This window comes from Streptomyces sp. LUP47B (assembly GCF_001746295.1).
Taxonomy (GTDB): domain Bacteria; phylum Actinomycetota; class Actinomycetes; order Streptomycetales; family Streptomycetaceae; genus Streptomyces.
Genome location: NZ_MJAH01000006.1, coordinates 130,154 through 142,793, shown reverse-complemented (window position 1 = coordinate 142,793; position 12,640 = coordinate 130,154). Strand labels below are relative to the sequence as shown.

Annotated in this window: 11 protein-coding genes; 6 read left to right on the top strand and 5 right to left on the bottom strand. The window is 70.2% G+C overall.

Going from position 1 to position 12,640, the window contains the following annotated elements; all coding sequences use genetic code 11:
• Positions 1-3: 3 nt before the first annotated feature.
• Entirely contained in the window at positions 4-1,254 is a 1,251-nt protein-coding gene (locus BFN33_RS18905; RefSeq protein ID WP_069761262.1) for an acyl-CoA dehydrogenase family protein, read from the top strand.
• 8 nt (positions 1,255-1,262) lie between these two features.
• Here BFN33_RS18905 and BFN33_RS18900 read toward each other — a convergent pair whose 3' ends face one another.
• Genes BFN33_RS18900 through BFN33_RS18890 form a run of 3 tightly spaced genes read right to left on the bottom strand, consistent with a single transcriptional unit; the run spans position 1,263 to position 4,320 of the window.
• Complete coding sequence (locus tag BFN33_RS18900) at positions 1,263-1,856, bottom strand: TetR/AcrR family transcriptional regulator (protein WP_069761261.1); 594 nt, start codon at positions 1,854-1,856, stop codon at positions 1,263-1,265.
• 26 nt (positions 1,857-1,882) lie between these two features.
• Positions 1,883-3,550: a class I adenylate-forming enzyme family protein gene (locus tag BFN33_RS18895; protein ID WP_069761260.1), complete on the bottom strand. Its 1,668-nt coding sequence runs from the start codon at positions 3,548-3,550 to the stop codon at positions 1,883-1,885.
• On the bottom strand, positions 3,547-4,320 hold the full coding sequence (locus BFN33_RS18890) for an SDR family oxidoreductase (RefSeq protein WP_069761259.1): 774 nt from the start codon (positions 4,318-4,320) through the stop codon (positions 3,547-3,549). The genes BFN33_RS18895 and BFN33_RS18890 overlap by 4 nt, the downstream gene beginning before the upstream one ends.
• Before the next feature lie 113 nt (positions 4,321-4,433).
• On the opposite strand from BFN33_RS18890, the gene BFN33_RS18885 reads away from it, so the two are divergent.
• Together BFN33_RS18885 and BFN33_RS18880 are read left to right on the top strand one after the other, a co-directional pair.
• The gene (locus BFN33_RS18885; RefSeq protein ID WP_069761863.1) at positions 4,434-5,666 is read left to right on the top strand and encodes an exo-beta-N-acetylmuramidase NamZ domain-containing protein; all 1,233 of its coding nucleotides are present in this window, start codon (positions 4,434-4,436) and stop codon (positions 5,664-5,666) included.
• A 71-nt stretch (positions 5,667-5,737) separates the two neighbouring features.
• Positions 5,738-7,051 carry a serine-threonine protein kinase gene (locus BFN33_RS18880; protein ID WP_069761258.1) on the top strand — a complete coding sequence of 438 codons (1,314 nt, stop codon included), beginning with the start codon at positions 5,738-5,740 and terminating at the stop codon, positions 7,049-7,051.
• A 19-nt stretch (positions 7,052-7,070) separates the two neighbouring features.
• Here BFN33_RS18880 and BFN33_RS18875 read toward each other — a convergent pair whose 3' ends face one another.
• Entirely contained in the window at positions 7,071-9,857 is a 2,787-nt protein-coding gene (locus BFN33_RS18875; protein WP_069761257.1) for a penicillin acylase family protein, read from the bottom strand.
• Positions 9,858-10,093: 236 nt separating this feature from the next.
• On the opposite strand from BFN33_RS18875, the gene BFN33_RS18870 reads away from it, so the two are divergent.
• Positions 10,094-10,696 (top strand): hypothetical protein, encoded by a 603-nt coding sequence (locus tag BFN33_RS18870; RefSeq protein WP_057614408.1) that lies wholly within the window; start codon positions 10,094-10,096, stop codon positions 10,694-10,696.
• A gap of 91 nt (positions 10,697-10,787) precedes the next feature.
• Positions 10,788-11,510 carry a 3-keto-5-aminohexanoate cleavage protein gene (locus BFN33_RS18865; RefSeq protein WP_069761256.1) on the top strand — a complete coding sequence of 241 codons (723 nt, stop codon included), beginning with the start codon at positions 10,788-10,790 and terminating at the stop codon, positions 11,508-11,510.
• Between the two features lie 34 nt (positions 11,511-11,544).
• On the opposite strand, the gene soxR is transcribed toward BFN33_RS18865, so the two are convergent.
• A complete protein-coding gene (soxR, locus tag BFN33_RS18860) occupies positions 11,545-12,066 on the bottom strand; it encodes a redox-sensitive transcriptional activator SoxR (protein WP_069761255.1) in 522 nt (173 codons plus the stop codon).
• Between the two features lie 107 nt (positions 12,067-12,173).
• Between soxR and BFN33_RS18855 the strand changes: the two genes are divergently transcribed.
• Entirely contained in the window at positions 12,174-12,635 is a 462-nt protein-coding gene (locus BFN33_RS18855; protein ID WP_057614411.1) for a MaoC family dehydratase, read from the top strand.
• The last annotated feature ends 5 nt before the right edge of the window (positions 12,636-12,640 follow it).

The following is a 12,640-nucleotide window of genomic DNA, read 5'->3' as shown; positions in this document are numbered from 1 at the left end:
CGCATGGACTTCGCGTTCGACGCGCGCACCGAGGAGCTGCGCGCCAAGCTGCTCGCCTTCATGGACGAGTACGTCTACCCCGCCGAGGCCGTCGCGGAGGAGCAGCGCGCCCTGCTGGCCTCGCCGTGGGACACACCGGCCGTGGTCGAGGAGCTCAAGGCCGAGGCGCGCAGGCAGGGCCTGTGGAACCTCTTCCTGCCCGACGCCGAGTACGGCGCCGGCCTCACCAACCTCCAGTACGCCCCGCTCGCCGAGATCACCGGCCGTTCCCCGCAGCTCGCGCCCACCGCGCTGAACTGCGCGGCGCCCGACACCGGCAACATGGAGGTGCTCTCGCAGTTCGGCGACGAGCAGCAGAAGAAGCAGTGGCTGGAGCCGCTGCTGGCCGGTGAGATCCGCTCGGCGTTCGCGATGACCGAGCCGGAGGTCGCGTCCTCCGATGCCACGAACATCACCACGCGCATCGAACGGGACGGTGGGGGCACCTCCCGCTCGAGCGGAGCCGAGAGTGGGGGAGAGTACGTCGTCACGGGCCGCAAGTGGTACATCTCCGGGGCGATGAACCCGGACTGCAGGATCTTCATCGTGATGGGCAAGACCGACCCGGACGGCGAGGACATCCGCCGCCAGCAGTCGATGGTCCTGGTCCCCCGGGACACCCCCGGCGTCACGGTCAGGCGTGCGATGCGGGTCTTCGGCTACGAGGACCACTACCACGGCGGCCACGCCGAGGTGATCTTCGACCACGCGCGCGTACCGGTCTCGAACCTCATCGGTGAGGAGGGCGGCGGCTTCGCCATCGCGCAGGCCCGCCTCGGCCCCGGCCGGATCCACCACTGCATGCGGCTGATCGGCATGGCCGAGCGGGCGATCGAGCTGATGTGCCGCCGCGCGGTCTCCCGTGACGCCTTCGGCAAGGCGCTGGCCCAGCAGGGCGTGGTCCACAACTGGATCGCCGACGCGCGCGTGACCGTCGAGCAGCTCCGCCTGCTGGTACTGAAGACGGCCTGGCTGATGGACACGGTCGGCAACAGGGGCGCCCACACCGAGATCCAGTCCATCAAGATCGCCACGCCCCGCGCGGTCGTCGACATCATCGACCGGGCGATCCAGCTGCACGGCGCGGGCGGAGTCAGCCAGGACTTCCCGCTGGCCGAGCTGTACGCCGGCGCCCGCACCCTGATGATCGCGGACGGCCCGGACGAGGTCCACCAGCGCTCGCTGGCGCGACGGGAGCTGAAGAAGTACCTCTAGGAGGCGCTCTACGGCCGCAGGGCCCGCAGGAGGAGGTCGGCCAGGTGGTCGGCGACCTCCTGCGGGCCCATCGGGCCGTCCGGGCGGTACCAGGTCGACAGGTGGTGGACGGACCCGAAGTGGTAGTCCACGACGAGATCGGCCGGGGTCGCCTTCGAGAAGACACCCGCTTCCTGGCCCTCCTCGACGAGCGCGCGGAAGCGCTCGTGGTACTTCCGCCGCTCGGCGCGCACCTGCTTGTTCTTCTCGGGGCTCAGGTGGTGCATCGAGCGGAAGAAGATCATCGCGTCGTCGAGGTTCTCGATCGTCGTGACGACGACGTCGGCGGCCGCTGCCCGCAGCCGCTTCTCGATCGGCTCGTCGGCGTTCGCGAGCACGTCCAGGCGCTCCTGCTGAACGCGCAGCACGCGCGCGTACACCTCGTGCAGGAGGTCGTCCTTGGAGCCGAAGTAGTGGTACAGCGCCCCCTTGGTGACGCCGGCCGCCTCGACGATCTCCTGCACGGAGGTGCGGTCGTAGCCCTGCTCGGCGAAGAGCCGGGTGGCGGCGGCCAGCAGCCGCTGCGGGACGGGCGTACCGTCTCCGTCCGTCGTCCTGGGCACTGTGCCGCCACCTGCCTTCCGAGAGGTCATTCGCTGTTGTGCGGTGGGGAACGGAGTTCCCGCCGGAGGATCTTCCCACTGGCCGTCTTCGGCAAGTCGGGCAGGATCTCCACCTGCCGCGGGTATTTGTAGGCCGCCAGTCTCTCCTTGCAGTACGCGGCGAGCGCATCGGGGTCGGTTTCCGCACCCGGACGGAGGCTGATGTACGCCTTGACGGTCTCCCCGCGGTAACCGTCGGGCACACCGACGACGGCCGCCTCGCGCACCGCCGGGTGCGTGTACAGCACGTCCTCGACCTCGCGCGGCCACACCTTGAAGCCGGACGCGTTGATCATGTCCTTCTTGCGGTCCACGACGTACAGCCAGCCCTCGGGGTCCATGAACCCGATGTCACCCGTGCGCAGCTCGCCGTCCGGGAAGGTCTCGGCGGTCGCCTCCGGCCGCCGCCAGTAGCCGGGCACCACCTGCGGTCCGCGCACGACGATCTCGCCCTGCTCGCCGAAGGGCACCTCGGCACCGCTGTCGTCGACGATCCGTACGACCGTCTCGGGCCCCGGCACGCCCACGGCGAGCGTCCCGGACACCGGGTCGACGGGCGCCTCCCGCTCCGGCGGCACGGAGGCGCAGGGCGCGGAGCACTCGGTCAACCCGTAGCCGTTGCGGATGTACGGTCCGAAGCCGGCCCGGAACTTCTCCACCAGGGCGGGCGGCAGCGGAGCCCCGCCCGAGGAGATGTTGACGAAGGACGAGAAGTGCTCGGGGGTGACGTCGGGGTGGGCGGCCAGGGCCATGAAGGCGGTCGACGGTCCGACCGTGTAGTGCGGCCGGTGCTCGGCGAAGGCATCCAGGACGACACCCGCCTCGAAGCGGTACGCCAGCACGAGCGTGCCCACGCTGTTCAGACACGCCCCGAGCTGGCAGACCATCCCGGTGATGTGGAACAGGGGCGCCAGCGCGAAGTACACGGGCGCCTCGGGCAGCCCGAGCCCGGTCCGCTGCCGCTCGGCGTTGTACATGATGTTGCCGTGGGTGTTGGTGGCGCCCTTGGGCGTGCCGCTCGTCCCCGAGGTGTAGCTGATCAGCGCGACGTCGGAGGGCGTGGCGTCCCGTCCGTCGGGCGCCTTGTGGCCGGCCCCGGCGACGGCGACCAGGTCGTCGGCGTCCTCGGCCTGCGGCAGCCGCTCGAAGGTGAGCACGCGCGCGTCCCCGCGGGTCTGGAAGTCCAGCTCGCAGCCGGTCAGCACGATCCGCACCGGCGAGCCGGCCGCCGTCTCGCGCAGATACGACTCCCAGGCCCGGTCGGAGCAGATCAGCGCGGCCACCTCACCGTCCCGCAGGACATGGCCGACCTCCCCCGACTTGTACATGGGGTTGACGGGCACGACGACCGCGCCCGCCTTCCAGGCACCGAGCAGCGCGAGCACGAAGAGCGGGGAGTTCTGGAGCAGGACCGCCACCCGGTCCCCGCGCTCCAGGCCGCGAGCGGCGAGGTGCCCGGCGACGGAGTCGCTCAGCTCGTCGACCTCGCGATAGCTGAGCCGCCCGTCGAAGTAGGCGAGGAACGGCCGCTCCGGTGCCTCGGCGACGGCCCGCCGCAGGGCGTGCACGAGCGAGTCGGCGGGCTCGATGGGCCCGCGCTGGGCCTCACTGAGCAGTCCCAGCCAGGGCTTGGCGGCATAACGGGACTCGCTCATCGGACCTCCTCCCACTTGCGCTGGAGGTGGTTCATGCCGGCCAGCCAGCGATCGGGCTCGGCGGCCCGCGCCTGGTAGTACTCGGCGACCTCCGGGTGCGGCAGGATCAGGAACCGGTCCTCCTCGATCCCCCGGAACAGCGCCTCGGCCACGTCCTCCGGTTCGACGGCGGTGGGCTGGAGCACCAGGTCCCCCGCGGTCCCGGTGGCCGCGAGCATGTCGGTCCGCACGCCCTGCGGACAGATCGCGTGCACCTTGATCCCCCGGTGCCGGTACGTCAGCGACAGATACTCGGCGAAGGCGTACGCCCCGTGCTTGGTGACGGCGTAGGGAGCGGCCCCGATCATGGTCAGCAGCCCGGCGGCGGAGACGGTCGACACGAACCGTCCGCTCCCCCGCTCCAGCCACCCAGGAAGCAGCGCGTGGGCGGCCCGCACATGCGCCATGACGTTCACGTCCCAGGAGGTGGCCCAGCCGGTCTCGTCGAGCGGCTCGTCGGCGTTCCCTCCGCCGAAGGCGACACCGGCGTTGGCGCAGTAGACGTCGACGTCGCCGCCGAGCGCGTCGCGGGCGTCGGAGACGACGGCGGAGGCGTCCCCGGCGACGGCGATGCCGCCGATCTCCTCGGCCACGGCCTTCGCGCGGCCGGCGTCGAGGTCGTTGACGACGACCCGGGCCCCTTCCGCGGCGAACCGCCGGGCCAGCGCAGCCCCGATGCCACCTCCCGCTCCGGTCACAACCACTCCGGCACCCTGCAGGGCTTCCACCATCGGTCTCCTTCGACTCCGGCTCGACTGCAGGCCCAGACTAACCGGTCGGTATGTTGAAGGAAAGGGTGAGCGAACCCTCCCCACAACCCGCGTCGGCGCCTACCGTGCACCTCATGCGCCTATCCAGACGAACCCTGCTGGCAGCAGCAACGGCAACGGCGTCACTGACCTCCGCACCCCCCGCCCAAGCGGCCCATCCCCACAGACGAACAGGTTTCGAGAACCTGGCCGCCTCCGGATACGCCCAGCTCGACGGCGAGCGTATCGGCGTCGTCACCAACCCCACCGGTGTCACCCGAGACGTCCAGCACATCGTCGACGTGATGCACACCGACCCCCGCGTCGACCTGACCGCCGTCTTCGGCCCCGAACACGGCTTCCGGGGCACCGCGCAGGCAGGCGGCTCCGAGGGCCGCTACGACGACCCCGCGACCGGCCTCCCCGTCTACGACACGTATCTCAAGAGCGGCCGGCCGCTCGCCGACATCTTCACCGCCTCAAGCGTGGACACGATCGTCTTCGACATCCAGGACGTGGGCGCACGCTTCTACACGTACATCTGGACGCTGTACGACTGCATGGAGGCGGCCCAGCTCGCGGGGAAGCGCTTCGTCGTCCTGGACCGCCCGAACCCGGTCACCGGCCGTGCGGCCCAGGGCCCGGTCCTGCACAGGGAGTTCGCGACCTTCGTGGGCAGACAGCCCATCTCCCAGGCACACGGAATGACCGTCGCGGAGCTGGCCCGTCTCTGCAACGGAGAGTTCCTCACCTCGCCCGTCCCCCTGGACACGGTCCTGATGACGGGCTGGAGGCGCTCGGAATTCTACGACGCCTGGAACCTCCCCTGGGTCCCCCCGAGCCCGAACATGCCGACCCCGGACACTGCCCTGGTGTACTCCGGCACCTGTCTCTTCGAGGGCACGAACCTCTCGGAGGGCCGCGGCACAACCCGCCCCTTCGAACTGCTGGGCGCGGAGGGCCTGGACGGCCGCTGGGCCGCCGCAGTGAACGAACTCGGCCTCCCCGGTGTGCACTTCAGGGAGGCCTACTTCGCCCCCACCTTCTCCAAGTTCCAGGGCAAGACGGTCGGCGGTGTCCAGATCCACGTCCACGACCGGTCCGCCTACGATCCCGTCCGCACCGGCATCGCCCTGCTCGTGACCGCCAAGAAGGCCTGGTCCGACTTCGGTTGGCGGGCGGACAACTGGATCGACAAGCTCACCGGTTCCACCCGGGTCCGCACGATGATCGACGCCGGCGCCGGTGCCGACGAGGTCGTGGCGGGCTGGCGGGAGGAGCTGACGGCTTTCCGGCGGATTCGAAAGGATTACCTCCTCTACGGATGAGCCGTGGAGTATGGCCAACTTCGCCCGGTAGCAGGACGATGCGCACCACTACGGGGACGAGGTGGTCGGTGATGGCGGATCCGGCGATGAGTGTGACGCCGTACTGGGAGCTGACGTTCGACGCGGACGGCGACCCGGACACCGGCCGGCGGGACCGGCTGCTCGCGGAGGTGGTGGACCGGGGCGTCAAGGACCTGGTGGTCTTCGCGCACGGCTGGAACAGTGACCGCTCGGGGGCGACCCGGCTCTACAGCAGCTTCTTCGCCCCGTTCCCGCAGCTCGCGCCGGCGGCGAGACTCGGGTACGTGGGGGTCGTATGGCCGTCGATGCGGTTCTCCGACGAGCCGATCCCGGACTTCCCGCGGTCCGTGGCCGCCGAGATGCCCCCGCGTCCGGTGCTCGACAAGGACACCCGGCACGCACTGCTCGAGACCTTCCCGGGCCGGGCCACCGTGATCGACCAGCTGTCCCGGCTGCTCGATCAGCAACCGCCCGAAGAGGCCGAGCTGGAGGAGTTCGGGCGGCTGGTGCGGATGCTGGTGGACGTCGTGCCGCCCGGGCCGCAGGCGCTGTTCGCCGCGGACACGCTGGCGGAGGGGGTGCCGCAGGACGGTCCGGAGATGTTCGCCGGGTCCGCGGCGACGGTGTGCGAGGAGTTCGCGCGGGCCCTCGCCCGTCTCGAATCCCCGGACGCGGTAGAGGAGTTCACGATTCCCAACCCGTGGGACGGGGCGCACGAACTGCTGCGGCAGGGGACGTACTACGCGATGAAACGGCGCGCGGGCACGGTGGGCGAGCGCGGGCTCGGCCGGGTGATCGGGCAGCTCGCGAAGGCGGCGCCCGGGGTGCGGGTGCACCTCGTGGGGCACAGCTTCGGGGGCCGGCTGGTGTCGTTCGCACTGCGCGGGCTGCCGGAGGGGGTGCGGACCGTCAAGTCCGTGACACTGCTCCAAGGGGCCTTCTCGCACTACGCGTTCGCGACCCGGCTGCCGCACGACACGCGCGCGGGAGGTGTGCTCCAGGGACAGCAGAACCGCGTCGACGGGCCGCTCGTGTGCTGTTTCTCCAGCCATGACTCGGCGCTCGGCACCCTGTATCCGCTGGCCTCGCGCATGGCGGGTGACGCCCGGGGCGTGGCGGCCTTCGACCTCGGCCGGACCCTGGGTGCCAAGTGGGGGGCGATGGGCCACGACGGCGTGCAGGCGGTGCCGGACACGCCGTCCGTCAAGCTGGCCGACGCCCTCGGGAAGCTGCCCGCGAAGGGCTGCGTGAACATCGACGCGGCGGCCGTCGTCAGACGCGGCGGACCGCCCGCGGGCGCGCACAGCGACATCTGCCACCGCGAACTGGCCCAACTGGTGCTGGCGGCGGGCCGTATCCACTGACCCGCCGCCACCAGTCGGCCTAACGGTGCGAAGTGAACTCCACCACCTGCTGGAAGGTCGGACGGTTCTGCCAGCTGATGTTGTAGTGCTTGATGCCTCCCAGAGTGCGCTGCACGATCGAGTCGGCGCACCACTGGTCGCCCGCCGAGCAGAGGTCGTCGCCCGGGTAGACCTGTGCCGCGGTCTTGCCGGCCGCGGTCTTCAGGGTGCTGATCAGGATGTCCCGGCAGGCGCCGATGCTGCCGCCGCCGCAGTACTTGTCCGCCAGCGGACCCCGCACGCTCTCACCGAGCACCGCGCGGACGTCCTTGTCGACGTAACTCCACCAGCCGTACTGGAAGGAGCTGCCCGCGTGCGCGCCGGTGGGTCCGTGCGCGGCCGAAGGGGACTCGTCCACGGGCAGGTTGGCCTGGAAGGCGGTGTACAGGTCGGTGCCGAGGCCGGGTTGGAAGATGCCCTGTGCCAGCAGCGGCCACCACGCGTCCAGGATGCGGACCGCGTCGGCGTCGGCGTACTTCTTCGAACCCGCCGACGTCTCGGTGCGCTTGCCGCCGGCCGTCAGCCACGCCTGGAGCTTGCTCACCGCGGCCGCGGCCGTGGAGTCGGTGACCGTCGAGCTGTTGATCACCTTGAGCAGGTCCGGGAGGACGTCCTCCGCCCGCAGGTCGGCGGTGGACGCGTCCGCCATGGCCTTCACCAGCGAGGCCCGGGTGACCCCGCCCGCGGCGACCAGCTTCTTCACGCGGTCCTCCAGCAGATTGCCGCGATGCACGGACCCGTCGCCCCAGGAGGCCGTCGCGTAGTCGAGCGCCTGCTTGTTGTTCCAGGAGACGTAGTAGTCCTGGTCGATGGAGTTGGGGTGGGCGGAGGCCGGTGTGTAGTCGGCGGTGTTCGTGGTCGGGTTCCAGTTCTTCCACTCGTACGCCGCCTGCGCCCACACCGGGAACTCGGCGTCGACGCCGGACGGGCGCACCGGGTTGTTCCCGCTGTTGTAGTACGCGGTGTGCGTGGAGTCGGCGTAGAACCAGTTGAAGGTGTAGTTGATGTGCTGCACCGCGCTCTGGAAGGTCCCCGGGCTCTTGACGTAGTCCGGATCGTTCAGCATCTGGAAGCCGATGATCGAGTCGGCCTCGTGCAGATAGGAGGAACGCAGGGTGGTGTAGGCGACCTTCTTGCCGCCGACGGTCGCCCGGTACTCGACAGGACCGTACTTCGTGCGCCAGACCCTCATGGTGTACGACCCCGCGGCGGTGCCGTCGGCCGTGGTCGGGGCCCAGGAGTTCTTCTGCTCGATCTTCTCCATGGCCGTGCAGGTGCCGTGGTAGAGGTAGTGGTAGTCGTCCTGGCACAGCTCGACGGCGTAGGTGTCGATGATGTCCTGGCCGGAGGTCGTGGCGGACCACGAGTAGTCCTGGCCGCGGCCGAGCTCCACGTACATGCTCAGGCCCGCGAAGGAGGCGCCGCGGGCGCTGATGCCGGGGCCCTGGATCTCCTGGAGCATGAGGAGCTGGGGGGCGAAGTAGCCGGTCTGCGGTCCGAAGACGGCGACCGGGTGGCCGCTGGCCGTGTATTTGCCGCTGACGACAAGGGCGTTGGACATGCCGCGCTTGGCCGAGGTCAGGGCGTTCGCGGTCGCCGTGGTGGAGGCCGCGTTCGCGCTCTGGTCGGCGCCGGTGCCGGTGGCGTCGTGGACCAGGGGCTCGGTGGTCACCGAACCGGCGTCGGGCAGCGCCTCGCCCTGCGCGTTCGTGGGCTTGGTGGCGTACGGGAAGCTCTCGCCGTTGTGGACGGTGAGGACGGCCTCGGGGTCGTTGCGCTCGCGGAAGGACTCCCAGACCTCGGTGCCCTTCGTCACGCCGTACTGTTCCTGAGCGGCCATCAGGGAGATCGCGTTGTTGACCTCGCCGCCGCCCCCGGAGCCGAAGAGGGCGCCGATGACGGAGGCCAGCGCGACCAGGTCGGTGATCTTGAAGTGGTCGATCGTGCCGGCGTTGGTGATCGAGTCCTTGTGGCCGGTCAGGACGTACTCGCCGGGGAAGTAGCGGCCGCTGTCGGAGGCGTCGATGTAGGAGTTGATGCCGGCGAGGTAGGCGTTGGCGTCGGCGAGGGCCTGCTGGCCGCGGGCTCCGTTGGTCGCGACGGCGTTGTCGATCTGGGCCTGGAGGTCGGCCTCGCTGTAGGGGGCGTTGCGCCAGAACTGCTGTTCCAGGCCCTGGTTGGAGGCGGCACCGCCGGCGAAGGCGGTGAGCTGGCCGCGACCGACGTGCCGGAAGACGTCCATGAGCCACAGCCGGTCCTGGGCCGCCGCATAGCCGGCGCCGAACTCGGTGCCGTATCTGGTGGTACCGGTGATGTGCGGTACGCCCGTCTTCTTGTCACGGACGATCGTCACGTCGGTACGGCCCGCGGGACTCAGGGTGGAGGCGACTTGGTCGGACGGGACCCCGAACGACGCGTCGTTGAAGAACGTGTTGATCGTGGAGTTGGTGAGGCCCGAGTAGCCCTTGGCCAGGTTGGCGTAAGGGCCGAGCTGGTCCTCGGCGTGGTCGGGCTGGGTGCCGAAAGCCTGGTTGAGGAGGACCTGTGCGAGGGTCGCGTTGCCGTTCTCGCCGGGCGGCAGGATGTCGGAACACTGGCCGCCGCAGTAGTCGTTCGCCGCCGTGGCCTCGGCGGCCGACGCCGTCTGCGCAAGCGGGGACAAAAGACCGGCAATCAGGACGCATATGGATGCGGTCTTCAGGAACCCGGTGAGTCTGCCGGGAGTTCTCAGTCTGTCGAGTGCGGTGCGTGAGGTGCGCCGTGGCATGGCAGCTCCAACCGACGGGGGGGTGTGGCCGGACGTTACCGCCGGTATCCCCGAGATTGAAGATGAACATGCGTCAAGTTTTGGCAGGGGTTCTCGAGCTTATGGGGGGCATCGGAAATCGGATGGAGCCAAATCGCTTGTCGATACGTCTATTCGGCAACGTCGTGCGAAGTCGGCACGGCGACAACGCCGAAGTGACCGAAGTACAGGTGCAGGTGTGACGGAGGTGCAGGGCGATGGCCGGTTTCCGGAGTCTGGCGAGACAGGTGAGGGATCCGCGGTGCGATCTGGCGCTTCGGCGCTACTCGCTGCGCAAGTGCCTTGAGCGGTTCGCTCCTTACGGGCACAGGGCGACCTGGGACCACTTGTGCTCCCGGGCGGGATTCGGTCCCGAGGACCGCTCCCCCGACCCAGCGCGGCTCGTGGCCGCACTGGAGGAGTTGGAGGAGGCGCGTTCGGTCTGGCTGGCCTACGAGGTCGAGTTCGCCGAGCGGCGCAAGAAGGAGAAGCACGACGGGTTGCGCAGGCCGGGCAGTGTGGACGACTGGCACCGGCTGACCTGGGGCGGTTTCGGAGTCGCATGGTGCGACGATCCCCGGGTACACCCCGATGACTCGCTGGCCGAGGTGCTGCGCAGGCTGATCTCCGCGCTGGAGCGCGAACCGGGCGCGGTGTGCCCGGTGTGCGACGGAGAGCGGCTCGTCTGGAAGTACGAACTGGACCACGAACCCTCGACCGGACCGGTCTGCACGGACTGCGGGATTCTGGTACCGCGGCCCGTGCTCACACCCGATGCCCTGGCGGACGCCAGGCGCGGACGGTTGTTGATGTCGGCCTAGAGCGTGTGGGCGCACCGGGGGTGCGCCGGGGATGCCGCACCCCCTGCTTTGACGGGGTTGAACCGTCGGTGCCGCCTGGCACCATCGAGGAATGGTGCAGGTGTGTCTCAACGGCCCGCGCGGGGCCGCCGACGGAACGGCGGTGCCGCTCACTCCCGAGTCCATGGCGCGGGCGGCGGCGGAGGCCGTCGCGGCGGGCGCCACGGACATCCATGTCCACCCCAAGACACCTTGCGGGCGGGACAGTCTGTCGCCGCGGGTGGTCGCGGCGACACTTGAGGCGATCCGTGCGCGGGTGCCGGTCCCGGTCGGAGTGACCACCGGCGCCTGGGCGGAAGCAGACCCCGCGGTCCGGCTCGCCCGTGTCCGGGGCTGGACCACGCTGCCCGACCACGCCTCGGTGAACTGGCACGAGCCGGGAGCCGAGGAGATCGCCGCCGCGCTGATCGACCTGGGGGTCGGCGTGGAGGCCGGGATCTGGTCCGGGACGGACGCGGCGGCGAGGTTCGCGGTGTCGCCGCTCGGACCGAAGGTGCTGCGGGTCCTCGCCGAGGTGACGGACACACAGGCGGCGGAGACCTCCGCGCGCACGCTCCTCGCCGAACTCGGTCCGGCCCACGGCCGCCCCGTGCTGCTGCACGGCGAGGACGCCGGCGCCTGGCCGGTGCTGCGGCTGGCGGGCCGCCTGGGCCTCGCGACGAGGGTCGGCCTGGAGGACACGCTGGTCTTGCCGGACGGTCAACGAGCTGCCTCCAACGCCCAGTTGGTGACGGAGGGACTGGTCCAGTACGGGCGGGCCCGGCGCTCGTCGTAGGGCAGGGCTCTCGCCGAAGTGGTCGTACGACGACTCAGCACCGCTTGTCCGTCGGCTTCTGCCGTTCCGGCTCCCGGCGCCCGTTCTTGCGCCCGCCCCCACTCTGCTCCACCAACAGCCGTGACCCCGTCAGGCGGTCGCCGAACACGTCGTCCGGGTTGGAGAGCACACATGTGTCGAGGGATAGACAGCCGCAGCCGATGCAGTCGGTGAGGTGGTCCCGCAGACGGTTCAACTGCTTGATGCGTTCGTCGAGTTCGGAGCGCCAGGCCTCGGAGAGGCGGGCCCAGTCCTCGCGGGTGGGGGTGCGTTCCTCGGGCAGCTCGGAGAGGGCGTCGCGGATCGTGGCCAGCGGGATGCCGACCCGTTGGGCGGCCCGGACGAACGCGACCCGGCGCAGCGCGTCACGGGAGTAGCGGCGCTGGTTGCCCGTGGTGCGGCGGCTGCGGATCAGGCCCTTGGACTCGTAGAAGTGCAGGGCGGAGACGGCGGCACCGCTGCGGGCGGCGAGCTGGCCGACCGTGAGCTCATGGATCTTCTCGGGAATCTGAGGCACCCCTCGAACCCTACCCATGCCGTCACCCTCGCGGTCCGTTGACATGGGCTCCTCGGCCGACCATGCTAAGCAGTCGCTTAGACACTTTGTGGCGAGGAGGCCGGGACATGGCAGAGCCGAGGATCTTCACGGGCGCGGACGACCTGAAGGGGGCGGTGGGCGAGCAGTTGGGTTACACCGACTGGCTGGAGGTCGACCAGAAGCGCATCGATCTGTTCGCGGAGGCCACCGGCGACCACCAGTGGATCCATGTCGACCCGGAGAAGGCCGCCGCGGGCCCCTTCGGCACCACGATCGCGCACGGCTATCTCACCCTCTCCCTGCTGCCGCTGTTCGGGCCGCAGCTGATCAAGGTCGAGGGCGTGAAGATGGGCGTCAACTACGGGACGAACAAGGTGCGTTTCCCCGCCCCGGTACCCGTGGGCTCCCGGCTGCGCGCCACCGCGCAGATCACCGGCGTCGACGACGTGGCGGGCGGTGTCCAGGTCACCGTCGCCTTCAGCGTGGAGCGCGAGGGCGGCGACAAGCCGGTGTGCGTGGCGGAGTCGGTGTCGCGGTACTACCTGTAGGCGGG

Excerpts from the sequence above, each read along its gene's own strand:
- BFN33_RS18855 (WP_057614411.1), top strand. The coding sequence starts at position 12,174 with ATGGCAGAGCCGAGGATCTTCACGGGCGCGGACGACCTGAAGGGGGCG.
- BFN33_RS18895 (WP_069761260.1), bottom strand. The coding sequence starts at position 3,550 with ATGAGCGAGTCCCGTTATGCCGCCAAGCCCTGGCTGGGACTGCTCAGT.
- BFN33_RS18865 (WP_069761256.1), top strand. The coding sequence starts at position 10,788 with ATGGTGCAGGTGTGTCTCAACGGCCCGCGCGGGGCCGCCGACGGAACG.
- BFN33_RS18885 (WP_069761863.1), top strand. The coding sequence starts at position 4,434 with ATGCGCCTATCCAGACGAACCCTGCTGGCAGCAGCAACGGCAACGGCG.
- BFN33_RS18875 (WP_069761257.1), bottom strand. The coding sequence starts at position 9,857 with ATGCCACGGCGCACCTCACGCACCGCACTCGACAGACTGAGAACTCCC.
- BFN33_RS18905 (WP_069761262.1), top strand. The coding sequence starts at position 4 with ATGGACTTCGCGTTCGACGCGCGCACCGAGGAGCTGCGCGCCAAGCTG.
- BFN33_RS18890 (WP_069761259.1), bottom strand. The coding sequence starts at position 4,320 with ATGGTGGAAGCCCTGCAGGGTGCCGGAGTGGTTGTGACCGGAGCGGGA.
- BFN33_RS18880 (WP_069761258.1), top strand. The coding sequence starts at position 5,738 with ATGGCGGATCCGGCGATGAGTGTGACGCCGTACTGGGAGCTGACGTTC.
- BFN33_RS18870 (WP_057614408.1), top strand. The coding sequence starts at position 10,094 with ATGGCCGGTTTCCGGAGTCTGGCGAGACAGGTGAGGGATCCGCGGTGC.